The sequence below is a fragment of the Saccharopolyspora elongata genome, from assembly GCF_004348985.1.
GTDB lineage: Bacteria > Actinomycetota > Actinomycetes > Mycobacteriales > Pseudonocardiaceae > Saccharopolyspora > Saccharopolyspora elongata.
In genome coordinates, this window is sequence record NZ_SMKW01000005.1 from 1 (window position 1) to 24802 (window position 24802).

Here is a 24802-nt window from a genome sequence, read left to right on the forward strand (position 1 = left end):
CCAACCGACTCGTCGGCATCCTCCACGGATGCCTCAAAACCGGCACCCTCTACGACGAGACGACCGCCTGGTCGCATCACATCAACTCGGCTGCTGCTTGACATTCAAGCTCCTGGGATGTCTTTCGTGGCTTGGGGTGCGCCGTTTTCGCGCGAAACCGGCGTTTCGCACGCGTGGCGGGCGCCGTTTTCGCGCGAAAACGCCACCTCCACCCGGACGTGTCAGGTGTCAGGGGCGGGTGGTGAGGGCGTGCCAGCAGCGCATGCAGGTGTCTTCGCGGATCCAGTCCACTTCGGAGCGATCGTGTAGCTCTGCTGCGTCCGCTTCTGCTCCGCAGAACGCGACCGCCGGGGTACCGGCAGGGGTTTTCGTTGCTGTGATGGGGAATGCGTGGCGTCCTCCCGTGACCGGGCGCCAGACGTAGGTCAAGTAGTCGAACATCCGGGCTCCCTTCGATGACAACATCAACTCGCATAAATGCTTGCATCGCATTTATGCGATCCACTAGATATCGTTCGAGTGGACACGCTGGAGTGACAGCACGACCAGGCAGGAGACTGCCCAGCATGGCGATCAGTCCAACCGTTCGAGGCAAGGTCCTGGCCAAGCGGCTGCTCGAACTCCGCAAGGACTCCGGGTACACGCAGGCCGACGTCGCGAAGGGCCTCGACTGGCGGCAGTCGAAGGTCAGCAGGATCGAAGCGCGCGAGCAGAGCGTCAGCGTTACCGACGCACACGCGCTTGCGTCGTTCTACGGCGTCGCCGCCGAGGAGCGGGACCTTCTGGTCATGCTCGCCCGCGACTCGAAGAAGAAGGGCTGGTGGCAGTCGTACGGTGACCTGATCCCGGAGTGGTTCGACACCTTCGTCGGGATGGAGGCCGAAGCCTCGTCCGTGGTCACCTACGAATCGGACTTCGTCCCGGGACTGCTGCAGACCGAGTCGTACGCCCGGGCAACTACCAGGGCGACGTTCCTAGAAGCGACGCCGGAGGAAGTCGAGCGCAGCGTGGATCTTCGGATGCAGCGCCAGAAACGGCTCTTCGCGCCCGAGCCGCTCCGGCTGTGGGCGGTCATGAGCGAGACCACCCTCCGGCGCCCGGTTGGCGGCGAATCCGTTCTGCGCGAGCAGATCGACCACATCCTCGAACTGACCGAGCAGCCCAACATCGTCGTCCAGGTGATGCCCTTCACAGCAGGCGGCCACCCGGCACTTGGGCCTTTTGTTCTTCTCGGCTACGCGGAAGAGTGGCACCCGGACGTCGTGTACCTGGAGACCCAGGCCGGGGCGCAGTGGGTTGAGGAACCGCAGCAGGTCGGCAGGTTCAGGACCGTGATCGAGCACCTGCGGGCCCACGCGCTGGATCCTGGCGACTCAGTGCACGCCATGCGTAGCCGGGCAGGAGAACTTGATGGAAGCGTTCGCCAACTGGAGGAAGTCAAGCCGAAGCGCCGGGCAGGGAAACTGCGTTGAGGTGGCTTTGGTGTCTCGGGTGGTTGCCGTTCGGGATACCAAGGATCGGGATGGTGCCGTGTTGGTGTTTCCCCGGCGGCAGTGGGCGGCGTTCCTCTCGGGGTTGCGGGACCGCCGCTGAGCGGTGCGCTGACCCGGTCGTTCGTGGAAGGCTTTCACGAATTGTTGGGTCTGGGGCGGCTGGTCCGCCTGGGGCGTGGGCGCTTCTGATCGGCATCGCCGCAGGTGGCGGCGTGTGGTATCAGGTAGCGGTCAGGGCTCGTCGAGCCGGTTCCACGGCGCTCGGGCCTTCGCGGCACAGGGAGGAGGCCGTGATCGTGAGGACTCGTTCCGCTTCCTTGGTCTCGTTGGTCGCCGTTGCCGTTCTGACGGCCGGCGGGGTCGCTTCGGCTGAGCCGCGCTGGGCCGCCGCGTCCAGCGCGGCCGTGCATCCTGGCGTGCAGACCGTGACCAACTCCGCGCAGTGCACCTCGAACTTCGTGTTCCAGGGCGGGTCGAAGGTGTACCTCGGGCAGGCCGCGCACTGCGCCAGGACCGGCGGCGTCGAGCAGACCAACGGCTGCACTTCGCCGTCGCTGCCCATCGGCACCCAGGTCCAGATCACCGGCGCGAGCAAGCCGGGCGTGCTGGTCTACAGCTCGTGGCTGACGATGCAGGCGATCAAGGAGACGGACGCCAACACCTGCGCCTACAACGATTTCGCGCTGATCCAGCTCGACCCGGCCGATGTCGGCAAGGTCAACCCGAGCTTGCCCGTGTGGGGTGGCCCCAGCGGCCTGAACACCGGCGGGCTGCAGCAGGGCGACGTCGTGGTGACCTACGGCAGTTCGAAGCTGCGGGCCAGTGCCAGCGACCTGAACGCGAAGGCGGGCACCTCGCTCGGCGATTCCGGCGGCGGCTGGAACCACACCATCCTCACGGTCACGCCGGGCATCCCCGGCGATTCCGGCAGCGGAGTCCTGGATTCGTCGGGGCGCGCGGTGGGCGTGCTGTCCACTTTGAACATTTCCGCGCAGAACTTCGGGAGCAACGGTGCCGGCGATCTCGCGCGTGAGCTGGACTACCTGCACGCGCACTCGTCGCTGCGGAACATCTCGTTGGTCACCGGAACCCAGGAATTTCGCACCATCCAGTGATTCCTCAGATGGCCCGCCACCAGGGCTGGGCTTCGGTGGTCGGGAACATGCCGTCGCCGAGGACCACCCGGAACGGGTTCGGGCCGATCACCGCCCAGGCGTGCCGCGCCCGCTCCGCCGGGAAGTCCGGGCTGGTGACCAGCTCGAAGAGGTCGTCGAAGGCATCCGAGAACAGTTCGCTGAGGTGCTCGCCGAGCCGGTCGTACGCGCCGTTGCGCAGATGTGCGGCGAGCGCGTCGAGGTCGATCTCGTCGAGCATCCGGGCCGTGGCCGGGTCGTCGGCGAGGAGGTGCTCGGCCGCTGCCAGGCAGAGTTCGCGCAGCTCGCCGGAAACCTCGACGACGGACGGCATCGTGCTGAACGCCGCCATCAGGTCGCCCGGGTCCTGGTGCGGGAGGCCCTTTGCCTTGCCGTGGCAGTACGGCACGAACTCCGGGAACTCCATGGCGTGCGCCGCCTGCGCCACGCGCAACCAGAACTCGGTCGGCAGCTCGTCGGCCCGGCCCGCCTCGTCGGCCCAGTGCCCGACGAAGTGCAGCGCGTTCATCCAGAAGTGGTTGTACCCGTCGTCGATGCACTCCGCGATCTCGACGGCCTGCCCGCTGTCGTCGAGCAGCGACTCCGGTACGAGTTCCGTCGCGGCGGTCAGGTGCTCCACCAGGTTCCCCTCCGGGAACACCAGGTCGGCGGTCAGCCAAGTCGGGTACATCCGTCGCCTCTCTCCCGCTGCCGACCGCCCCGCGGGCCGGCATGCCGAGGTTGAGACGCGCCACCACGAGCCGCAGTTCCGCCGTCCTGCCGGCCGCGCCACACCGCCGGTCAGCGGCGCGGCGCGGCCGGGACGATCAGCGCCAGACGGCTACCACGGAGGGGCGGGGTTGGCTGGTCCCGCCGTCCGGCCAGTGGGAGACCGGATTGTCGGCGTTGGCCCCGTCGACCTCTCCCGGGTGCTGGGCCGAGACCATGATCAGGTCGTCCTCGATGATCGGGCCGCAGGCTTCCGCGCCGCGCGGGACGCTGAGGAACTGCATCACGTGGCCTCGCTCCGGGCCTTCCAGCGGCACCGCGTAGAGGCCGTCGTTGGCGCCCAGGGCCTCCGACGAGTCAGTGGTGATCCAGAGGTTGCCGTGGCTGTCGAAGGCCACGTTGTCCGGGCAGGCGATCGGGCTGACCTGGGACTTGTCGAAGCCCGCGAAGTACGTCGCCGGGTCGTTCGGGTCGCCGCAGACCAGCAGCAGGCGCCAGGCGAAGCGGGTGCTCGCCGGGTCGTCGTCGAGCTCCAGGACCTGGCCGTACTTGTTGCCGTTGCGCGGGTTCGGCTCGTCGGCCGGTGCCTTGCCGGTCGCCCCGCGGTCCGAGTTGTTCGTCAGCGCCGCGTAGACGCGGCCGGTCTTCGGATGCGGCTGCACGTCCTCCGGGCGGTCCATCTTCGTGGCGCCCACCTTGTCGGCCGCGAGGCGCGTGAAGACGTAGACCTCTTCGGCGGTCATGCCGGGCACGAAGCTGGTGTCGTTGTGCGCCAGCGGAATCCACTCGCCGGAGCCGTCGAACTCGCCGTCCGCCGGGAGCTTGCCGGAGCCGTCGATCTCGTCCGGGCTGTCGCCGGTGAACTTCGCGACGTAGAGCGTGCCCGAGTCCAGCAGCGACATGTTGTGCCGCCGGGCGTGCTTGCTGCGGCCCGGTTTCATCCGCCGGTCCGAGACGAAGCGGTAGACGTACTCGAACTTCTCGTCGTCGCCCATGTACGCCACGACCCGGCCGTCGTCGGCGACCCGGATGTTGGCGCCTTCGTGCTTGAAGCGGCCGAGGGCGGTGTGCTTGACCGGCGTCGATTCGGGGTCGTGCGGGTCGAGTTCGATGATCCAGCCGAACCGGTTCGGCTCGTTGACCTGCTTGGCCAGGTCCCAGCGGGAGTCGAAGCGCTCCCACTTCCGCTCGCTGGCGGCGCCCTTGATCCCGTAGCGCGCCAGCCGCTCCTTGGTCGCCGGGTCGGTGATCGAGTCGGCGTTGGCGAAGTAGAAGTGGATGTTCTCCTCGCCCGAGAGGATCGTGCCCCACGGGGTCACACCGCCGGAGCAGTTGTTCATGGTGCCGAACGATCGCGTGCCGGTCGGATCCGCCGGAGTTCTCAGCAGTTCGCTGCCCGCCGCCGGGCCGCGCAGCTCGAACGGGGTGTTGAGGGTGATCCGCCGGTTCAGCGGGTCGAGCACCGGTTTCGGCGCGCCGTCGCCGGTTTCGAGCACCACGACCGACAACCCGTGCGCGGCCCAGGCGACCCGGACCTGCTGCTCGGTGGGGTTCTCCGGGTCGTAGCCGCGGAACAGGAACTCCTCGGAGGTGTACTCGTGGTTGTTCACCATCAGCCGTCGGTCGTCGCCCAGCGGCAGCAGCGCGCAGAAGTCGTTGTTGTAGCCGAACTGCCGCTCCTGGGCTTCCGGGGTCTGGTCGTCGAAGTCGAACTCCGGGGCACCGGGCAGGATCGGGTCGCCCCACCTGATCACGACCTGCTGCTGGTAGCCCTCCGGCACGACGACGGCGTCTTCGCTGTTCGGCCGCACCGGGGTGAAGTCCAGCCCCGGCGGCCGGCCGGGCGCGGCGACGGCGGGCCGTCCGGCGAGGCCGGGCAGCACCGCGGCGGAGGCCGCGACCACCGCGCCGGCACGCAGCAAACCCCGGCGGGACAGCACGTTCTGCAGCAGGTCGCCGAAGTACTGGTTCTCCGTCGGGTTCGGCGGGTGCTCCGCGCACTGGTCGCCGCAGCGGTACCGGCAGGTCACCCGCGCCCGCCCGGCCGACAACAGCGGTAGTAGTCGACGTTCGCCCGGCTGTGCCACCGCAACCTCCCAAGCTTGATCGAGAAATGGCTAGGAGCGTATGACACCACCAAAAGAAGGCAAACACTCTTCGAAAACTCGGCGAATTCTCGAAGAGTGCTTGCAAGCAAGCCTGTTTCCAGGCTCGTTTTGGGTGGCGGTGCGGGTGGCGGAACCTCAGAGGCCTTCTCGCTGTGGGATCCCCGACTCATGAATGACCAATTCACCACGTCGGGGCTGTCCTCGCGAGAAGACCTCTGAGAACCCGCGGCGGTGCGAGTTGCGAGGGTGGGCTAAGCGGCTGCGCCGCTTCAAAGGCAACAACCCGCGTCGCCCATCCCACGCCACCACATCTGAACAGCCGGTCAGAACTCTTCGCCGACCAGTGCGGCTTCGGCGGGAACCGAGCGCGTGTTGGCCTGGGTGCGCAGCTCCGCGAACAGCAGGCCCGCGGCGATCACGCACAGGATCGCGCCGGCCGCGAACGGGGCGTGCTGCGAGCCGAACCACTGGGCCACGTGTCCGACCAGCGTGGCCGCGGCCGCCCCGCCGAGCCAGCGCAGGAAGTTGTAGCCCGCGCTGGCGACCGGGCGCGGCGCGTCGCTGATGCTCATCGCGGTTCCCGTGAACAGGGTGTTGAGCAGGCCGGAGGCCAAGCCGCTGAGGATCACCGCGACGACCACCACGGGCTTCGAGCCGAACGTCATGACACCGAGCAGCACCGCGAAGATCAGCACCGCGAAGATGGTGCCGCCGACCTCGCCGAGCCGGCCCGCGAGCCGCGGGGCCAGGAACACGCCGGCGAGGGCGACGCACAGACCCCAGCCGAAGAACACCAGGCCGACCGCGATCGCGCCGAACTCCAGGACGAACGGCGACCAGGCCAGGACGATGAAGAACGCCGCGGTGTAGAGGGCGGCGCCGAGCGAGGTGCGCAGCAGGCCGCCGTGGCGGAGCGCCCGGATCGGGTCGAGCAGCCGGACCTTGGTCCGGTCGGCCCGGTCGCCGTCCTTGGGCAGGAAGCCCGCCGAGAGGATCAGCGCGATCGCCATCAGCACCGCGGTGCCGGCGAACGGTCCGCGCCAGGAGATGTTGCCCAGCAGGGCGCCCAGCAGCGGGCCGGTGGACAGGCCGATGCCCAGCGCCGCCTCGTAGAGCATGATGGCGGCCCCCTGGCCGCCGCTGGCGGCGCCGACGATCACCGACAGCGCGGTGGCGATGAAGAACGCGTTGCCGAGGCCCCACACCGCGCGCAGCGCGACGAGCTCGCCGATCGAGCCGGCCATCGCGCACGCGAGCGTCGCGATCACGATCAGCACCAGCCCGGTGACCACGGTCCGCTTCGCACCGAAGCGCGCGCTGAACGCGCCGGTGATCAGCATCGCCAGCACCTGCACGCCCAGGTAGGACGAGAACAGCAGGGTGACCTGCTCGGGGCCGGCGTTCAGCGCTTCTGCGATCGAGAGCAGGATCGGGTCGACCAGGCCGATGCCCATGAAGGCGATCACGGCCGCGAACGCGGTGATCCACACCGCCTTCGGTTGTCCCTTGAAAACGTCGAGTAACCGAACGTCGTGCCCGGCGCTCATCGGTCGCCACCCCTCGCTGGACGAAAGTAATTCGTTCGCAATGCTAACAAGTTTTTGTTAGCGGGACAAACGACGATGAGCGAGCTCACTATCGGTGGAGGCCCGGCCGGGCCGGAATCGCGGTGCTCAGGAGCTCAGGGCCGCCTGCGCTGCCGCCGCGATCACCTCCTCCTCGTGGTGCGCGGCGAGGACCGCGAGGATCTCGCCTGCGCTGTTGTGCTCCGTCGCGGCGATTTCCGCGATCAGCTCGACCTGCGCGGGCCCCGGCTGCCTGCTGAACTCCGCGAGGAACAGGTCGACGTCCTCGTCCAGCGCCGCCGCCATGCCGTCCAGGGAGAACAGCAGCTCATCGCCGGGGCGGACCACGTTCTCGGTGCTCGCCGGGCGGGACTGCAGCCACATCCGCGCCGCCGGGCCGGCCACCGGATCCTCGGCCAGCTCGCGCACCGCCGACACGCCCTCGGCGCCGGTGTGCTCCAGCAAGCCCAGCGCCGCCAGGCGGATCGCCGGATCGTCCACGCGCCGGAGCAGCTCCGCCAGCTCCGCGCTGGCCCGCTTCGCACCGCGCTGCTCGACCCACCGCGGGATCAGGACCTGCTGCACGTCGGCCGGGGTGTCCGCGGCCACCAGCGCCAGCAACTCGGCCGGGTACTGCGCCAGGTCGTCCACAGTGGGCACCTGGAAGCCGAAGGCGCGCAACGATTCCCGCGCCGCCCACAGGCCCGGTGGCATCAACTCGATCATGGTGCGATCGGGGGCGACGCCTACGGGCACGGCGGCTTCCAGCGCCTCGATCTCCTCCGGGGCGGTGGTGACGTGGCAGCGGACCGCCAGCATCGCCTCCCACTGGGCGAGCATCCGGCGAACGACGCCGCGCACGGCCTCCCGGTCGCTCGGTTCTCCCGCGTCCAGGAGATCGCAGGCCATCGACACCACGAGCTCCAGCGGCACCGCGTCGGTCCGCGAGTACAGCACGCTCAGCGCGGCCTGGACGATCTCCGGCAGTGCGTCCTCGTCCTCGGCTATCCCGTCCAGCTCGGCGTGGAACACGTCGTCGATCAGCACGAAGCACTGCCAGAGCCGGGTCCACAGCAGTTCCGGTTCCGCCAGCAGAGGCTCCGCGATCAGCGCGGGCACCAGCAGGTCTCCGGCCGGCCGGACCAGGCCCGCCCGCTCGGCCCACTCCAGCAGCAGGTCGGCCTCCTCGGCGCCGGACGCCTCGCCGAGGGCGGCGACCAGATCGTCCACATCGGACGGATCGCGGCCGGTGCCGAGCCACTCCAGGACGGCGCGCATCTTCCGGATGACCGGCGAATTCGCCGCGATGGCCCGGTGCGGCTCCACGTGGACGAGATCGACCGGCGGCAACCAGAGCGCGGGCTCGTCCGGAGCCTCCTGCGCGTCGCGGCGCTCGATCTCCTCCAGGATCTCGCCGTCGAAGTCGATCTCACCGGCGTCCACCGCGTCGAAGAACTCCGCCGCCGACCCCGGATCCTCCGGATCGAAGCCGAGTTCGCGCATCGTCGCGTCCCAGAACTTCGCCGCCGCCCACTCGGTCGGCTCCGCCATCGCCGCCAGGTAGTCCGGCACGGCCCGCTCCACCGCCCCGTGCAGCTCGGCGAGCGAACCGGGCGAGGTGAGCAGGCCCGCCGCGGCCAGGAAATCCAGCCACTGGTGCAGGAAATCCGGCACCAGCGACCACTTCGGCACGAGCAACCGGCGGGGCACCACTTCGACCAGGAATCGCACCAGGTCTTCTTCGGTCCAGCGGGCCAGCAGCCCGTCCCTGGTGAACTTGTCGTCCAGCAGGCACCCGGCCAACCAGCCGGCGTCGGACTCCGGCCGGCTGCGGGTGAACGCCGCGACCAACTCGCCGCGCGCCGCCTCGAACCGGCCGACCTCGCCGTGGATGAAAGCAGTTCGCATCACGTGCTCCTCTCGCTCAGGTGTGCGGATCAGGTTAGGTAGCACGCCGAGCGGCGGCGGGGAGCCAAGCGAGTTGGGTGCGCGTGTCGTGATCCCCTGAACGGGCGGTATCTAGGTATGGCCCTCGGTACATGTCCCGCTTCGGCACCAGGGTCTTTCGGCCCATGCTTTCGACACGTCCGGAAACGGACGTACCGCTCGGGAAACCGGTGGTCGAACGGCGATGAGCCGCCGGAGCGACCGAGGCCCACCCGTTCGTTCCGGCCAGGGTCGACCCCGGATCCCCAGCGGCGTTCCCACACCAGGGAGGAGGTTGCATTGACCGGACAGCAGCTACTTGCCCCAGCTGCCTGTTGTTCGGCCCTCCCACCGGCGAGGCGGGTGCCACCCGTCCGACTAGGCGGCAACGGAGCCGCCGCACCCACCTCGCCGGTTCACCATCCCCCCGATCTCCCGAAGGCCCGCGAAAAGTCGAGATGAACAGTTCTTCCGAATACCGCTCCTACGGTTGGTGGGTCGAGCACGACCCGAACTCCGACCGCACCACACTCATCGTCGGCGGCCGCATCGGCGCGCTGCGGATGCCCGCCGAATTCGCCGCCCGCGTGCACCAGGTGCTCGCCATCCACCTCCAGGCCGGACCCGTGCTGGTCGACGGCGCCGACTGGGTGCTGCTCACCCAGCCCGGCGGCCGCGTCGAACTGCCCGAGGACCTCGACGAGGTCGTCGGAGTGCCGCCCGGCGCCCGCTTGGCCCTGCCGCCGCTGGACGACCCGAGCTGGATCAGCCCGCCGCGCGCGGACCGCCCGGCGCCGAGCCGGCAGGTCGTCATCTCGGCGGCCCGCCGCGCCCGCGCCCACGCCGAGCTCGCCATGACGGCCTGAGCTCGGACCGCCATGAGCGGCTGAGCGCGGAGTGAACGACGTAATCGCCTCGGTAGGAGAGGTGAACGGCCTGTTCGCCTCATTCGCCCGGCTTCGGTGGATGCCCGATGGGATGGAGTGAACGGACCGTTCGTCTCGATAGGCGCGGTGAACAGGCCGTTCACTTCAGCTGCCCCTCGCGTCACGGCTGTTCGGCCACCCAGACCGCGATCTGCGCGCGCGAGGTGGCGCCCAGCTTGGCGAGGATGTGCTCGATGTGGCTGTCCGAGGTCCGCTTCGAGATCACCAGCTGCTCGGCGATCTGCCGGTTCGACAACCCCTGCGCGACCAGCCGCGCCACCTCGCGCTCCCGCGGCGTCAGCCGCACCGGGTCTTCCTCGGAAGGCGCGGGCGGGCGCTCGCCGAGCGCGAACATGATCAGTTCGTCCAGCGCGTACTCCGCGCCACGGCTGCGCTCAGCGCGGAGTTCCGCCGTCGGCAGGGCGTTTCGGATGCGCGCGTCGGCTTCCGCGTGCCAGCCGAGGTGGCGCTCCAGGCCGAACAGGTAGCGGCCCAGCGGCCGCCACAGGTGCGCCACCGCCGAGCTCAGCCGGGCCGCCCGCGCCACCCGGCCTTGGGCCGCGGATACCCACGCCTCGAGCTCGATCGCCATCAGCATCCCGGGCACGTCGTTGAACAGCTGCTTGATCTGCAGGCATTCGTGCACGTGCGCCAGCGCGGCCGGGAAGTCGCCCTGCCGCCAGCGGGCCAGCCCGAGCACCAGCTCGGCCCACGAGCGGCCCCACAGCTCGCCGTGCTCCTCGCAGATCTCCCTGCATTCCTCGCACAGCTCGACGGCTCGCTCGTAGTCGCCGCGGAACACCGCCAGCAGCGCCAGGTTCGGCAGGCTGAGCAGCGCGACCCCGTCGTGCTGCAGCATCTCCCGCCGTTCCAGCGCTTCGGCCAGCCGGGAGGTCGCCGCCGCGTTCTCGTTGCGCAGCAGGTCGACCAGCCCGGCGATGTGCGCGGTCAGCACCAGCACCGAGCCGTACTCCGCCCGCCGCGCCGCGTCCCGTGCCTCGGCGAGCAGCGCGCGGGCGGCTTCGGTGTCTCCCTGCATGGCGCTGACCAGGCCGTTCGTCGTCAGCGCCCGGGTTCGCTGCTGATCCGGCTCGGACACCGCCCGGAGCATTTCGTCCAGCCAGTACCGGCCTTCCCGCAGCGAACCGCCGGCCGCCCAGAAGAACCGCAGGGCCGCCGCCATCCGCAGGCCCTCGTGCCCCTCGCCGGGCTCGGCGCGGCAGAAGTCCAGGGCGGCGCGCAGGTTCGACCGGTCCTGCCGCAGCCGGGTCAGCCACTCCACCTGGTGCGGGCCGAGCCATTCCGCGTCGACGTGCTCGGCGAGCAGTAGGAAGTGGTCGCGGTGCCGCCGCCGCAGCGCGGCCTCCTTCGCGCCGCCGCCGAGCCGCTCGCGCCCGTACTCCTGGATCGTCTTCAGCAGCCGGTAGCGGGTCCGGGTGGCGGGCTGGTCCTCCTTGACCAGCACGGACTTCTCCACCAGGCCCGCGACTCCGATGAACACGTCCTCGACGGTCACGCCGTCGCCGACGCAGACCGCCTCCGCCGCGTCCAGCTCGAAACCGCCGGCGAACACCGACAGCCGCGCCCACACGGCCTGCTCGGTCGGCGAGCACAGGTCGAAGCTCCACTCGATCGCCGCGCGCAGCGAGCGGTGGTGCGGGAGGCCGCTGCGATCGCCCAAGGTCAGCAAGCGGTACCGGTCGCTGAGCCGGTCGAGGATCTCCTCCACCGACAGCGACCGCATCCACACCGCGGCCAGCTCGATGGCCAGCGGCAGGCCGTCGAGCTGCCGGCACAGCCGGACCACCAGCGCCTCGTTCGCCGGGCCGATGGCGAATCCCGGCAGCACCGCGGAGGCCCGGTCGGCGAACAGCTCCAGCACCTCGAAGCCGGTGGCGCGCTGCACCACGTGGCCTTCCCGGTCCACCCGCGGCATGCCCATCGGCAGCACCGGCCACACCCGCTCCGCGGCGAGCGCCAGCGGAGCGCGGGAGGTGGCGAGGACGCGCACCTCGGGGGCGGTGGCGAGCAGGTCCCCGACCAGCGGCACGCACTCGTCCAGCAGGTGCTCGCAGCCGTCGAGCAGGATCAGCATCCGCTTGTCGGCGAGCTGATCGGCGAGCACCGCCTCCGGCGGCAGGTCCGAGGGTTCGAGCCCGAGGCTGGTGACCAGCACCTGGGCGAGGTCGTCGCCGGGCAGGACCTTGCCCAGTTCCACCAGCCAGATGCCGTCCGGGAAGGCGCGGCGCAGATCGCGCGCGACGCGGATCGCCAGGCGCGACTTGCCGACCCCGGCCACCCCGGTCAGGGTCACCAGCCGCGAGGCCGAGACCAGCCGCTTCACCTGCGTGATCGCCCCGCGGCGGCCGACGAAGCTCGTCAGGTCGTCGGGAAGTCTGCCCACCCGCCGGGTTGTCATGGCGGCCACCCGTGCTCGCCGAACGCCTTGTCGACACCGAGTGTAGGCCCGGGCTCCCCCGAACGACGGCGTCAGAAGTGCAGCACAGCCCAGGTCATGATGCCGCCGACCGCGCTGAACAGGCCGCCGAACAGCAGGAACGCGAAGCCGGCCAGCTCCGGCCCGTCGCCGGCCAGCAGGATCCGGTACGGGTCGTGCGGGTGCTGGCGGACGGTGATCCCGGTGCCCACCGGGATGCGGCGGATCAGCCGCCCGCGCCCGCTGGGCGCCTCCAGCACCTCGCCGGTCGGGGCGGTCCAGCGGACCACCGCGTGGTGCCGCGTCATGCCCTGCGGGCCGGTGCTGGTGGTTTCGCCGATCACGACGCCGTGGGAGCGCGGGCCGGTCTTGATGCGCAGCGTGGCGAGGATCCCGGCGACGCCGATGGCCAGCACGCTGCCGCCGACGCACAGGAACGCCGCCCCGAACAGGACGCCGTTGTCCATCAGGTCGTCGGCGGTCACGCCTCGCCAGAACGCCCAGAGCGCCGCCAGGCCGACGGCCAGCACGACCGCGCCGATCAGCGCGAAGATCACCGCAGGCCCGCCGTCGTGGCCGGGGAGGAAGATCTTCGACGGGTCGGCGCGGTCGTAGTGCACCAGGACGCGCCGACCGGGGATGAACGACGTGTGGGTCTTCGAGATCTCCGACTTCGCCCGGTGGGTCCGGCCGTCCTCGGCGACGAACTCGATCATCGGCGCGTGCTGGTAGCTGCCGCCCGAGCCGTCGTTCGACGACGACCACCTGCTGTCCTGGGCGACCACGATCCCGTGCGCCCGGCCGCCGTGGCGGACCAGCCGCCGGTTCCGCCGGACCTGCCGCGCGCCGCCCACCAGGAAGATCGCGCCGAGCACCACCGGCACGAGCACGGGCAGCACGCCGAAGTCGAAGTCCACGCCCGATCAGACTCGCGCCGGGCGCCGGCGGTTCCTCAGCGGTCGGACACCAGCGGCAGACCGGCCTGGTGCGCGGCGGTGAACTCCTCGTCGACCAGCACCACCTCGCGGCCCGCGCGCGCCAGCAGCGACGCCGCCGCGGCGGCCCGGTACCCGGCGCTGCAATGCACCCACACGACCCCGTCCGGGAGCTCGTGCGTCCGGTCGCGCAGCTCGAAGAGCGGGATGTGCACGGCGTTCTTGAGGTGGCAGGCCCGCCACTCGCGGCGCATCCGCACGTCCAGCACGACCGTTCCCGGGCCGGCTTCGGCGAGGTCGTCGAACGTCGCGGACGGCAGGTTGCGGACCAGGCTCGGGTCCGCGGCGAGCTCGTGCGGATGCCCGACCGCCGCCATCGGCCGCTCGATGCCGATGCGCGCCAGCTCGCGTTGCGCGGCGGCGACCTGCTCCGGCGATTCGCCGACCAGCGTCAGCGGCGCGCCCCGGTCGGCCAGCCAGCCGAGCCAGGTGGCCAGCGGCCCGTCCAGGCCGAGGCTGATCGTGCCCGCCAGGTGCGCGTGCGCGAACGCCCGGCGGGACCGCAGGTCCACCACCCAGTCGCCGACGCGCAGCCGCCGGGCCAGCTCCGCCGGTCGCACCCGGGCCGGTTCCCGCAGGTCGACCGGTTCCGGACCGGCCGCGTTCCGCGCGCCCATCTGCGCGTAGTACGCGGGGAACGCGTCCAGCGCGGACAAGGCGTGGTCGACGAATTCGTCCTCGCCGAGCCGGAACGCGGCGTTGACCTTCTTCTGCTGGCCGACGGTCGCGGAGCCGCCGGTCACGGCGTCGGCCGAGCAGTAGCTGCCGAAGCCGTGCGTCGGCCATATCGCCGCGTCGTCCGGCAGCACCTCGGCGAGCTTGCGCACCGACGCGTGCTGCTGCCGGGCGAGCTCCTCGCTGTGCTGCTGGCCGAGCAGATCGGTGCGCCCGGTCGAGCCGAACAGCAGCGACCCGCCGGTGAACACCCCGACCACGCCGCCGGGCTCTTCGAGCACGTACGACAGGTGGTGGAAGGTGTGCCCGGGCGTCGCCAGCACGCGCAGCCGCAGCCCGGGCGACACCGCCACCACGTCTCCTTCGGCCAGCGGGCGCCGCGCGAACGACACCACGTCCGACGCCGACACCCCGTACTCCGCACCGGTCAGCCGGCACAGATCCAAGCCGCCGGAGAGGTAGTCGTTGTGGATGTGCGTCTCCAGCACGTGGGTGATGCGGGCCCCTCGGCTACCGGCGACGGCGAGCATCCGGTCGACGTCGCGCTGCGGATCCACCACGGCCGCCACCGCGCCGTCGGTGACGAGGTAGCTGCGGTCGCCGAGCGATGAGGTCTCGACGACTTCCACCGCGACCATGACACCACCCGCTGGTCAGCCGGACTTCTCGTCGCGGCCGTGGACCTGGGCCGGCGGGTGCGTGGCCTCGACGGCGGTGAACGTTTCGAGGATCTTGTAGCGGTGCTCGGCGCCCTTCGGGATGATCCACGAGTCGCCCGGCTCGAGCAGCACCGTCTGGCCCTCGCTCTGCAGCTCCGCGCGGCCGCTGATCACGTATCCGGCCGTCTCGTAGTCGCGGGCCGCCGACTGCTTGTCCACGCCCGGCGGCTCGTCGCGCCACAGCCGCATCGCCAGGCCGACGCCTTCGGCGAGGTAGTACTGGCCGAGGGCGCCGCGCGGTGAGTGCGCGCCGTCCACCTTGATGATCGTGGTGTCGCTCATCGGATCCCCCTCCCGTGCCCGTTTCGCCTCGATTCTCCCGCCGCCGGGGCAGTCGGGCAGCGCGGCGGGTCAGCCCCAGATCGCGGCGGCCAGCACCACGCCGAGCACGCCCGAACCGATCCCGGCGAGCGTCGTGACGACCACGTTGAGCACCGCGAACAGCCGTGCGCCGTCGAGCAGCAGCCGGACGGTTTCGTAGCTGAACGTGCTGAAGGTGGTCAGCGCGCCGCAGAAGCCGACGCCGATGAAGGCCTGGAGCACCGGGATCGGCACGCCGAAGAGCGCGACGCCGGCGAGGAAGCCGAGGATCAGCGAGCCGATCGCGTTGACGGTCACCGTGCCCCACGGGAAGCCGGTGTCGTGCCGCGCCTGCACCCAGCGATCGGTGTGGAACCGGAGGCACGCGCCCAGCGCCCCACCGACCGCGACCAGCACGAACGTCACCGCGGCTCGTTGCCGGCGTAGCGGATCACCTCGACCTCGTCGAGCAGCACCAGGCCGTTGGTGACCAGTCCGTCGAGCTCCGGCAGGAAGCTCCGCACCCGCTGCTCGTCGTCGACGATCACCACCGCGACCGGCAGGTCCTCGCTCAGCGACAGCAGCCGCGCGGTGTGGATCGCCGCGGTCGCGCCGAAGCCCTCGACGCCGCGGAACACCGAGGCGCCGGCCAGCCCGGCGTGCCTGGCCCGCAGCACGATCTCGTGGTACAGCGGTTTGTGCTGGTAGGTGTCGCCTTCGCCGACGATCGCGGTGAGCCGGAACGCCTCGCCCTGCAGCCGCATCACCGATCACCCCGCCCGAACAGGCGCGCCACCGAGCGCGCCGCCAACACCCCGACGAGCACCGCGAGCAGGCAGCTCAGCACGGTCCCGACCAGGTAGGCCAGGGCGAGCGCGGGCTGGTGGTCGAGCACGAGGTGCAGCGCGTCGACGACGTAGGTGGAGAACGTGGTGAACCCGCCGAGCACGCCGACGCCGAGGAACGGCCGGACCAGCCGGTGCGCGACGACGAGCTCGGTGATCACGTGCATCAGCACCCCGATGGCCACGCAGCCGATCACGTTGACCAGCAACGTCGACAACGGCCCCGGCCAGGCCAGGGACGCGCCGTAGCGCAGCAGCGAGCCCAGCGTGCCGCCGACCGAGACCACCGCGTACACGTCCCACGCGGCCCTGGTCCGGGGCTTGCTCTGCGGCTGCAGCTCAGCCGGGAATGCCGAACCCATCACGCTCCTCACCTGTTCCGGTGCGAAACGCTACCCCGCTCCTCAGCGGGCGTCGCCGTGGCCAGGTGATCACCGTTGGCAGGGTGGGTGATGGCCGCAATTTCCATTGAGGTTTTTCCAACCTCGTTTTGCGTGGCGGTGCGGGTAGCGGAACCTCAGAGGCTCCCTGGACTGTGGGTGCCCTGGTCCAATTACACGGCGTCAGGGCCGTCCTCGCCAGGAAGCCTCTGAGAACCCGCGGCGGTGCAGGTGTCGTAGGTGGGTTATGCGCCTGCGGCGCATGCGGCACCCCATCGACGTGCAGCTTTGCGACCCGCGGCTGCGGGCCGACCAGGATGAAAAACGCTCATTGAAATCGGACCTTCGATTTCAATGGAAATTGCGGTGATCTGGGACGGGCCGCCTACGCGCCGGCTCGGGTGGCGTTGGCGTTGATCGCCGTCCGGACGTACTCGGCGAGGCCGGGCACGAGCTTCTCGTAGTTCGCCGCGAACCGCTCGTCCGCCACGTACATCTCGCCGAGACCGCGGTGGATCTCGTAGGTGCAGTCGTAGCACCAGCGCGTGATGTGCCCGCGGTGCTCCTCGGCGAGGTCCATCGCCGCCTCGCCGTCCGGCGCGTGCCCGGCCCGCATCGCCTCGGCGAGCCGGCGGCCGATGTCCTCCTGCTCGGCCATGAACCGCTTCCAGTCCGCCTTGGTGAAGCCGGACATCTTCTGCTGGGACTGCCGGTAGGCGTCGGTGCCGCCCCAGCGCTGCTCGGCCTCCGCGGCGTAGTCGTCCGGGTCGAAGTCGCCGAACAGCTCGAACTTCTCCTCCTGCGTCAGGTCGATCCCCATCGTGTTCGCCTCCATCTCGCGTTCCACCGCCGCGACCATCCGCTGCAACCGCTCGATGCGGGCCAGCAGCAGCTCGTGCTGCCGCTTCAGGTGCGCGTGCGCGCCACCGTCGGCGAGGATGCTCGCGATGTCGTCGAGGCCGAGGTCGAGCTCCCGGTAGAACAGGATGCGGCGCAGCCGGTCCAGGTCCGGGTCGGAGTAGCTGCGGTAGCCCGCCGCCGTCCGGCCGCTGGGGGTCAGCAGGCCGATCTCGTCGTAGTGGTGCAGCGTCCGCACGGTCACCCCGGCGATCCGGGCCGCCTCGCCGACCGAGTAGCTCATGGTCCTCGCCTCCTCGCCTCCTCGGCACCGAGCATGCGGCCTCACGTGACGTGAGGGTCAACCCGGATTCTCTGCGGGGAGGGTGTGCCGGTTTCGCGCGAAACCGGCGTTCGCCACGCCTGGCGGCGCCGCTTTCGCGCGAAACCGGCGCCCCGCCTGAGGGGCGAACGCCCTAGATGTTCTCGCCTTCGATCGTCGACGGGGGCTTGATGAGGAACGACGCGACCAGCGCCAGCGCCGTCACGGCCACCGAGATCCACAGCGCCGTGTGGTAGTCGCCGCCGTCGACGGTCGGCGCGACGATGCCGATGCCCAGCGAGGCACCGATGCCGAACGCCGCGCCGTTCATGCCTGGCAGCGCCCCCGGGCTCTCCTTCGGCGAGAGCACCACGCCGAGCCCGCTGAGCGTCGTCATGACCAGGCCGTTGTAGCCGATGCCGAGCCCGATGAACGCGGCGAAGACCAGCCACCGCGAGTCGGCGAAGGCCGCGGCGAAGACCAGCGAGGCGATGCTCAGCGCGAGCCCCACCCGTAGTACCAGCCGCCAGCCGACGCGCGGCGCGAGCCAGCCGGCCACCGGCCCGGACGCCAGCCCGATCACCGCGGGCGGTGCCAGGAACATCAGGGCCGACAGCGTCGCGTTCATGCCGTAGCCGAGCTGCTCGTCCTGGCTGAGCAGCACGACGGTGAAGTTGATCGCGCAGAACACGCCGGTGAGGGCGAGCAGCGTGGTCGCCACCAGCGGCCACACCTGCCGGGACCGCAGGTGGCGGGCGGCCATCAGCGGTTCGCCGACGCGGTTCTCGACCCGCCAGAACACGGCCAGCAGCACGGCGCCGCCGATCAGCAGGCCGAGCGCGAGCGGGCTGAGCCAGCCCTGGTCATTGCCCTGGCTGATGCCGAGGTTGAGGGCCGCGAGCGCGCCGGTCAGCGCGACCGCACCGGCCCAGTCCATCCGGCCGCCGGTGCCGGCGTGGGTCTCGGGCACGAACCTGCCCGCCATCAGCGCGGCGATCACGCCCAGGCCGAGGATCACCGCGAACACCGCGCGGAAGCCGACGGTGTCGGCCAGCGCGCCGCCGGCCAGCCCGTCGAGGCCGCCGACGCCGCCGTTGATCGCGGTGACCAGGCCGAGGGCCTGGCCGAACTGCTTCGGCGACAGGACGTCGCGCAGGATCAGGTAGGTGAGCTGGAACGTCGCGCCGGACGCGCCCTGCAGCACCCGGGCCGCGATCAGCACGCCGATGTTCGGCGCGAGCATCGCGATCAGCGAGCCTGCGGACATCACCAGCAGCGAGATCACCAGGACCTTGCGCCGCCCGACGTGGTCGCTCAGCCGCGACAGCACGACGCCCGCGAGGCCGCCGATCAGCAGGAACATGGTCTGCGACAGGCCGACCAGGTCGGTGGTGGTGCCCAGGGTGCGGGCGATGTCCGGCATGGCCGGGGTGACCATGGTGGCGTTGAGCTGGAAGCTCACCACACCGATGATCAGCGCTGTGAGCACCAGCCCGGTGCGTTGCCGCGTTGCCGCGGGCCGATCCACGACGGACCCGACCATGATCACTCCCGTAGTGATGGAATCGATTTCCGTAGAAGGTAGGCATCGGTCACCGGATCGTCAACGATTCGCCTAACTTTTTGTTGAAACAGCTGATAGAACTAGATCCAACTGTGTGGATAACGATTGCCGTGATTCGACCCGAGTGAGGTGGCGATTTGGCCAAGATCATCTTTGATGGCGACTACGGGATCGACGACGCGCTCGCGACGCTGTTCCTCCTGGGTCGGGACGAGGTCGAGCTCGTCGCGGTCGGCACGGTGCACGGCAACGCGCCGGCCGACGCTGCCGCCGCCAACGCCCTGCAGGTGCTCGACGTCGCCGGCCGGCGGGACATCCCGGTCGCGGTCGGCGCGCAGCGCCCGCTGGCGCAACCGCTGGACATCTCCGCGCTCGTGCACGGCGAGGACGGCCTCGGCGGACACGCGAGCCCCATGTCCGAGCTGCGCCCCGAGCCGGTGTCGGCGGCCGAGCAGCTCGTCCGGATCGCGCGGGAGCTGCCCGGCGAGTGCACCGTCGTGGCCACCGGACCGCTGACGAACCTGGCGCTGGCGCTGCTGCTCGAGCCGCGGCTGCCGGAAGTCGTGCGCAACGTGGTCATCATGGGCGGCACGACGCGGGAACCCGGCAACATCAGCCCGTTCGCCGAGGCCAACATCTGGCACGACCCGGAGGCCGCCGCGCTGGTGCTCGGCGCGGGCTGGCCCCTGACGCTGGTCGGCCTGGACGTCACGATGCGCACCTGGCTCGACCAGTCCGATGTGGACCGGATCGCCGCGGCGCCCGGTCGCAAGGCCGAGTTCGCGCACGCGATCCTCCAGCACTACCTGCAGTTCTACCGCGGCAGGCACGCCCGGCCCGGCTGCCCGCTGCACGACCCGAGCGCCGCCGTGCTCGCGGTGCGGCCCGATCTCGCGCGCTGCGAGAAGACCCCGGTCCGGGTGGAGCTCCGCGGCGAGCACACCCGCGGCATGCTCGTCGTCGACCGCCGCGAGTTCGCCGAACCCGAAGGCCCGCTGATCGACGTAGCGGCCGAGATCGACCGGGACGGCCTCGTCACGGAGTTCCTCGCCGGCCTGCTCGAGCTCGTTTGAGGACTCGTTTTGCTTGGCGGTGCGGGTGGCGGCCCCCCTGCGGGAGTTGCTGCGGTCTTCTCGCTGTGGGATCCCCGACTCATGAATGGCCAATTCACCACGTCGGGGCTGTCCTCGCTGGGAGAACCCCGGAGGGGTGGGCACCGTGAACCCGCGGCGGTGCGAGTTGCGAGGGTGGGCTAAGCGACTGCGCCGCTTCAAAGACAGCCTCTCTAAGGATTCGTGAGCGGTCAGCGGCTGGCGACGCGGCGGTAGCGGGCGACCGCGAGCGGCATGAAGATCGCCAGGATGACCAGCGCGGATCCGATCGAGTAGAGCACCGCGTGCTGCGCCGGCCAGCTGTCCGGCGGCGGGCCGGTGACCCGCAGCGGGTTGCCGTAGAGCTGGCGCAGCGCGTCTGCGGTGACGGTGATCGGGTTCCACTCCGCGAAGGCGCGCAGCGGCGCGGGCATCGCCTCCGCCGGCACGAACGCCGACGAGACGAAGGTGACCGGGAACAGCCAGAGCAGCCCGGCGCTCTGCGCCACCTCGACGCTGCGCGAGATCAGCCCGATGAACGCGCCGACCCAGGACATCGCGAACGAGAACAGCAGCAGGATGAAGAACGCGAGCAGCGCCTCGAACAGGCTGCCGCGGATCCGCCAGCCCACCAGCAGCCCGCACGCCGACATGATCACCACGGTCAGCACGCTGATCACGAGGTCCGACGAGGTGCGGCCCAGCAGCACCGCGATCCGCGACATCGGCAGCGACCGGAACCGGTCCACGATGCCCTTGTTCAGGTCGTTGGCCAGCCCGATCACGGTGAACGCGCTGTTGAAAGCGACGGTCTGCACGAAGATCCCGCCGATCAGGAACTCCCGGTACGCCTCGCCGCCGAGGCTGCCGCCGAAGACGTAGGCGAACAGCAGCACGAACATGATCGGCTGCGCGGTGCTGGACAGCAGCCAGTCCGGGTTGCGCTTGATGTTCATCAGGTTCCGCCACGCGACGACACTGCTGTCGCGGATGCTGGCGGCGAGCGCGCTCATGGCCGTTCCGCCTCTCCGTGCTTCACAGTTGTGGCCGCGTCCGGCTCGATCTCGCGTTTCGCGGTTTCTTGTGGCTGGTTTGCGTCACGTTCCCCTGAGGTGCGGTTGAGCAGGACTGGGGTTGACACAGGGCTACTCATGGCTGCCCCTCCTGCTCCTCGGTGCGGCGGCCGGTCAGGCCCAGGAACACGTCGTCCAGCGTCGGCCGGTGCAGCGCGACGTCGTGCACCGCGACATCTTCGGCGTCCAGCCGGCGCAGCGCCTCGATCAGCGACTTCGGCCCGCTGTCCACGGCGACGAACGCCTTCCGCAGGTTTTCCTCGACCTCCGGTTCCCCGGCGCCGACCTCGCCGAGCACCCGCGCGACGACCGGCAGGTCGGCCGCGTCCTGCGCGACCAGTTCGAGGCGCTCGCCGCCGACCTGCGACTTGAGCTCGTCGGCGGTGCCGCTGGCGATCACCCGGCCGCGGTCGATCACCGCGATGCCGTCGGCCAGCTGGTCGGCCTCCTCCAGGTATTGCGTGGTCAGCAGCACGGTGGTGCCGTCGGCGACGAGTTCGCCGATGACCTGCCAGGTGTCCATCCGGCCGCGCGGGTCCAGGCCGGTGGTGGGCTCGTCGAGCACCACGACGGCAGGGGCGGCGACCAGCGCGCCGGCCAGGTCGAGCCGTCGCCGCATCCCGCCGGAGTAGCCCTTCGACGGCCGGTCGGCGGCGTCCTGCAGGCGGAACCGGTCCAGCAGCCGCCGGGCTCGCGCGCTCGCGTCGGCGCGGGTCATGCCGTACAGTCGGCCGACCATGTAGAGGTTCTCGTAGCCGGTGAGGTTCTCGTCGACCGCCGCGTACTGCCCGGACAGGCCGATCGAGCGGCGGACCGCCTGCGGGTCGGCGAGCACGTCGTGCCCGGCCACGAAGGCCCGCCCGGAGTCCGGCTTGAGCAGGGTGGTGAGGATCCGCACGACGGTGGTCTTGCCCGCGCCGTTGGGGCCGAGCAGGCCGAGCACCTGTCCGGTCGGGATCTCCAGGTCCACGCCGTCGAGCGCGCGGTTCGCGCCGAAGGTCTTCGCCAGGGCTTCCGCGCGCACCGCCGTCATCGGGGCCTCCGCTGGGGTAGTCGCCGGAATGTGAGCGCAACTCTAGGTGTCCGGTCCGACACGCCGCTGCTGCTTTTGGGCGATCGACCTCCCGTGATCGGGATTTTTCCGGCGGAATGCCCCTGGTCACGGCCCGGTTCAGGGAAGCCGTCCGGAAGGCCGCTTGGCAGAAGTTACCGTCAGGTAATACCCTCTTGTTACCGACGAGTAAGGGCCGGGCCGGGCCCGCCCGCAGCAGCGCGCAAGAGGGAGCCTTCGATGGGCCACTACAAGAGCAACGTCCGAGACCTGGAGTTCAACCTCTTCGAGGTCTTCAAGGTGCAGGAACGGCTGGGCAAGGGCGCCTTCGAGCAGTCCGACGAGGACACCGTGCGGGGCGTGCTCAGCGAACTCAACGAGCTGGCCACCGGACCGCTGGCCGACTCCTTCGTCGAAGGCGACCGCACCCCCGCCAAGTTCGACCCGGCCACCCACTCGGTGACGCTGCCCGAGGCGTTCAAGAAGTCCTACCAGCAGGTCATGGACGGCGAATGGTGGCGGCTGAGCCTGCCGGACGAGCTCGGCGGCTACGGCACCCCGCCCAGCGTCATCTGGTCCGCCGCCGAACTCATGCTCGGCGCCAACCCGGCCGTCTACATGTACATGGCGGGCCCGAACTTCGCGACGATCCTGTGGCGCAACGGCACCGAGGAGCAGCGCCGCTGGGCCGAGCTGATGATCGAGCGCGGCTGGGGCGCCACCATGGTGCTCACCGAGCCGGACGCGGGCTCCGACGTCGGCGCCGGCCGCACCAAGGCCATCAAGCAGGAGGACGGCTCCTGGCACCTGGACGGCGTGAAGCGGTTCATCACCTCCGCCGACCAGGACATGACCGAGAACATCATGCACCTGGTGCTGGCCCGCCCCGAAGGTCCCGGCATCGAGGCCAAGCCCGGCACCAAGGGCCTGAGCCTGTTCCTGGTGCCCAAGTTCCACTTCGACGGCACCACCGGCGAGCCCGGCGAGCGCAACGGCGCCTTCGTCACCAACGTCGAGCACAAGATGGGCCTGAACGCCTCGGCCACCTGCGAGCTGACCTTCGGCCAGCACGGCGTACCGGCCAAGGGCTGGCTGCTCGGCGAGGTGCACGACGGCATCGCGCAGATGTTCCAGGTCATCGAGTACGCCCGGATGATGGTCGGCACCAAGGCCATCGGCACCCTGTCCACCGGCTACCTCAACGCGCTGGACTACGCCAAGGAGCGCGTGCAGGGCGCCGACCTGACCAGGGCCGCCGACAAGACCGCGCCGCGCGTGGCCATCACCAACCACCCGGACGTGCGCCGTATCCTGATGCTGCAGAAGGCCTACGCCGAAGGCCTGCGCTCGGTCTACCTCTACACCGCGACCTTCCAGGACCAGGTCTTCCAGGGCCAGCACGAGGGCACCGACTTCAGCGTCGCCGAGCAGGTCAACGACCTGCTGCTGCCCATCGTCAAGGGCGTCGGCTCGGAGCGGGCCTACGAGATGCTGACCCTGTCGCTGCAGACCCTCGGCGGCTCCGGCTTCCTGCAGGACTACCCGATCGAGCAGTACATCCGCGACTCCAAGATCGACAGCCTGTACGAGGGCACCACCGCGATCCAGGCCCAGGACTTCTTCTTCCGCAAGATCGTCCGCAACAACGGCGCGGCCATCGGCCACATCGCCGCCGAGATCCAGGCGACGCTGGAGGCCGAGGGCGCCGACGAGCGGCTCAAGGAGGAGCGCGCGCTGGTCGCCCGGGCGCTGCAGGACGCCCAGGGCATGCTCGGCACGCTGATCGAGTTCCTGACCTCCTCGCAGGAGGACGTCAAGAACATCTACAAGGTCGGCCAGCACGCGGTGTCGTTCCTGATGAGCATGGGCGACGTGCTGATCGGCTGGCTGCTGCTGCGCCAGGCCGAGATCGCCCTCGCCGCGCTGGACGCGGGCGCCTCGGCCAAGGACCAGCCGTTCTACCAGGGCAAGGTGGCGGTGGCCCGGTTCTTCGCCAAGAACGTGCTGCCGGAGCTCACCGGTCGCCGCAAGATCATCGAGGCGGCGGACAACTCCCTGATGGAGCTGGACGAGTCCGTCTTCTGATCTGACGTTTCCGCAGTTGACGGGCCGTGTGCGTTTGTGTCGCCATAGCAGCACAAAACGCACACGGCCCGATCCGTCTAGTCCAGCGCGTAGTCGAACTCGTAAGGCACCGTGAGCTCGCCGCTGGTGGCCGTGTAGCGGCCGGTTCCGCGCAGCCCGGACAGCTCGCCGGTGCCCGAGCTCGGCACCACCTCGAAGGTCGAGTGGATCGAGCCGTCGCCGCCGAAGTGACCGCGCTCCTCGATGGCGAAGGTGCCCTCGCGCCCGTCCAGCGTCCCGCGGATCAGCTGCATCCCGGTGAACGAACCGGTCAGCTCGGTGCTGTACACGAGGGTGTACTCGCAGGCGACCTCGGCAGCCTCGATGCCACCGGTGAACTTGTTGGTGATCGCGGCGCGCGCGAGCTTCGGGTGCTGCTCGCCGTCGCCGATGACGCTCTCGTCCCAGCGGACGACGGTGAAACTGCCGGTGGTCATGGACATCCCTTCGATCGGTCTTGCGGCCAGCCTGAACGCCGTACCTGACATCTCCTGTCAGGTACACCGGGC

The 24802-nt window shown here is 70.2% G+C and carries 23 protein-coding genes; 6 read left to right on the forward strand and 17 right to left on the reverse strand.

Translation table 11 applies throughout. The features are described from left to right. Positions 1-228: 228 nt before the first annotated feature. Positions 229-441 carry a zinc finger protein gene (locus tag E1288_RS05505; protein ID WP_132481780.1) on the reverse strand — a complete coding sequence of 71 codons (213 nt, stop codon included), beginning with the start codon at positions 439-441 and terminating at the stop codon, positions 229-231. 125 nt (positions 442-566) lie between these two features. On the opposite strand from E1288_RS05505, the gene E1288_RS05510 reads away from it, so the two are divergent. The 3 genes from E1288_RS05510 to E1288_RS05520 all read left to right on the forward strand — a co-directional run bounded on the left by E1288_RS05510 (position 567) and on the right by E1288_RS05520 (position 2608). Next, entirely contained in the window at positions 567-1472 is a 906-nt protein-coding gene (locus tag E1288_RS05510; protein ID WP_132481783.1) for a helix-turn-helix domain-containing protein, read from the forward strand. Further along, a complete protein-coding gene (locus E1288_RS05515) occupies positions 1411-1593 on the forward strand; it encodes a DUF397 domain-containing protein (protein ID WP_132481786.1) in 183 nt (60 codons plus the stop codon). Before E1288_RS05510 ends, E1288_RS05515 begins: the two co-directional genes overlap by 62 nt. Before the next feature lie 196 nt (positions 1594-1789). Next, complete coding sequence (locus E1288_RS05520) at positions 1790-2608, forward strand: serine protease family protein (protein WP_132481789.1); 819 nt, start codon at positions 1790-1792, stop codon at positions 2606-2608. 4 nt (positions 2609-2612) lie between these two features. Here E1288_RS05520 and E1288_RS05525 read toward each other — a convergent pair whose 3' ends face one another. The 4 genes from E1288_RS05525 to E1288_RS05540 form a co-directional block, all read right to left on the reverse strand. Further along, positions 2613-3317, reverse strand: a complete 705-nt coding sequence (locus tag E1288_RS05525; protein ID WP_132481792.1) for a hypothetical protein — start codon at positions 3315-3317, stop codon at positions 2613-2615. 136 nt (positions 3318-3453) lie between these two features. Further along, positions 3454-5442, reverse strand: coding sequence for a PhoX family protein (locus tag E1288_RS05530; protein ID WP_132481795.1), 1989 nt, complete (start codon positions 5440-5442; stop codon positions 3454-3456). Positions 5443-5786: 344 nt separating this feature from the next. After that, positions 5787-7010, reverse strand: coding sequence for an MFS transporter (locus E1288_RS05535; RefSeq protein ID WP_132481798.1), 1224 nt, complete (start codon positions 7008-7010; stop codon positions 5787-5789). A gap of 126 nt (positions 7011-7136) precedes the next feature. Beyond that, positions 7137-8936 carry a hypothetical protein gene (locus tag E1288_RS05540; protein ID WP_132481801.1) on the reverse strand — a complete coding sequence of 600 codons (1800 nt, stop codon included), beginning with the start codon at positions 8934-8936 and terminating at the stop codon, positions 7137-7139. A gap of 476 nt (positions 8937-9412) precedes the next feature. Here E1288_RS05540 and E1288_RS05545 point away from each other — a divergent pair, with 476 nt between their 5' ends. Then, the gene (locus E1288_RS05545; protein WP_132481804.1) at positions 9413-9820 is read left to right on the forward strand and encodes a hypothetical protein; all 408 of its coding nucleotides are present in this window, start codon (positions 9413-9415) and stop codon (positions 9818-9820) included. A gap of 181 nt (positions 9821-10001) precedes the next feature. On the opposite strand, the gene E1288_RS05550 is transcribed toward E1288_RS05545, so the two are convergent. The 9 genes from E1288_RS05550 to E1288_RS05590 form a co-directional block, all read right to left on the reverse strand. Further along, a complete protein-coding gene (locus E1288_RS05550) occupies positions 10002-12299 on the reverse strand; it encodes a LuxR C-terminal-related transcriptional regulator (RefSeq protein WP_207954204.1) in 2298 nt (765 codons plus the stop codon). Between the two features lie 71 nt (positions 12300-12370). After that, positions 12371-13234 carry a DUF3592 domain-containing protein gene (locus tag E1288_RS05555; RefSeq protein WP_132481807.1) on the reverse strand — a complete coding sequence of 288 codons (864 nt, stop codon included), beginning with the start codon at positions 13232-13234 and terminating at the stop codon, positions 12371-12373. A gap of 35 nt (positions 13235-13269) precedes the next feature. Further along, positions 13270-14625, reverse strand: a complete 1356-nt coding sequence (locus tag E1288_RS05560) for an MBL fold metallo-hydrolase (RefSeq protein WP_132481810.1) — start codon at positions 14623-14625, stop codon at positions 13270-13272. Positions 14626-14640: 15 nt separating this feature from the next. Beyond that, positions 14641-14988 carry a cupin domain-containing protein gene (locus tag E1288_RS05565; RefSeq protein WP_132481813.1) on the reverse strand — a complete coding sequence of 116 codons (348 nt, stop codon included), beginning with the start codon at positions 14986-14988 and terminating at the stop codon, positions 14641-14643. A 69-nt stretch (positions 14989-15057) separates the two neighbouring features. Then, the gene (gene crcB, locus E1288_RS05570; RefSeq protein WP_132481816.1) at positions 15058-15432 is read right to left on the reverse strand and encodes a fluoride efflux transporter CrcB; all 375 of its coding nucleotides are present in this window, start codon (positions 15430-15432) and stop codon (positions 15058-15060) included. After that, positions 15429-15770, reverse strand: coding sequence for a DUF190 domain-containing protein (locus tag E1288_RS05575; RefSeq protein ID WP_207954205.1), 342 nt, complete (start codon positions 15768-15770; stop codon positions 15429-15431). Before E1288_RS05575 ends, crcB begins: the two co-directional genes overlap by 4 nt. Beyond that, positions 15770-16213 carry a fluoride efflux transporter FluC gene (locus E1288_RS05580; RefSeq protein WP_132481822.1) on the reverse strand — a complete coding sequence of 148 codons (444 nt, stop codon included), beginning with the start codon at positions 16211-16213 and terminating at the stop codon, positions 15770-15772. Before E1288_RS05580 ends, E1288_RS05575 begins: the two co-directional genes overlap by 1 nt. Positions 16214-16616: 403 nt before the next feature. Further along, positions 16617-17372, reverse strand: a complete 756-nt coding sequence (locus E1288_RS05585) for a MerR family transcriptional regulator (RefSeq protein WP_132481825.1) — start codon at positions 17370-17372, stop codon at positions 16617-16619. Between the two features lie 172 nt (positions 17373-17544). Continuing rightward, entirely contained in the window at positions 17545-18933 is a 1389-nt protein-coding gene (locus tag E1288_RS05590) for an MFS transporter (RefSeq protein WP_132481828.1), read from the reverse strand. Between the two features lie 158 nt (positions 18934-19091). Between E1288_RS05590 and E1288_RS05595 the strand changes: the two genes are divergently transcribed. Then, complete coding sequence (locus tag E1288_RS05595) at positions 19092-20027, forward strand: nucleoside hydrolase (protein ID WP_132481831.1); 936 nt, start codon at positions 19092-19094, stop codon at positions 20025-20027. 230 nt (positions 20028-20257) lie between these two features. On the opposite strand, the gene E1288_RS05600 is transcribed toward E1288_RS05595, so the two are convergent. Further along, entirely contained in the window at positions 20258-21058 is an 801-nt protein-coding gene (locus E1288_RS05600) for an ABC transporter permease (protein WP_132481834.1), read from the reverse strand. Positions 21059-21194: 136 nt separating this feature from the next. Beyond that, a complete protein-coding gene (locus E1288_RS05605; RefSeq protein ID WP_132481837.1) occupies positions 21195-22151 on the reverse strand; it encodes an ATP-binding cassette domain-containing protein in 957 nt (318 codons plus the stop codon). Between the two features lie 258 nt (positions 22152-22409). On the opposite strand from E1288_RS05605, the gene E1288_RS05610 reads away from it, so the two are divergent. After that, positions 22410-24254, forward strand: coding sequence for an acyl-CoA dehydrogenase (locus E1288_RS05610; RefSeq protein WP_132481840.1), 1845 nt, complete (start codon positions 22410-22412; stop codon positions 24252-24254). Positions 24255-24331: 77 nt separating this feature from the next. Here E1288_RS05610 and E1288_RS05615 read toward each other — a convergent pair whose 3' ends face one another. Then, on the reverse strand, positions 24332-24730 hold the full coding sequence (locus E1288_RS05615) for a DUF3224 domain-containing protein (RefSeq protein WP_207954206.1): 399 nt from the start codon (positions 24728-24730) through the stop codon (positions 24332-24334). Between the last annotated feature and the right edge of the window lie 72 nt (positions 24731-24802).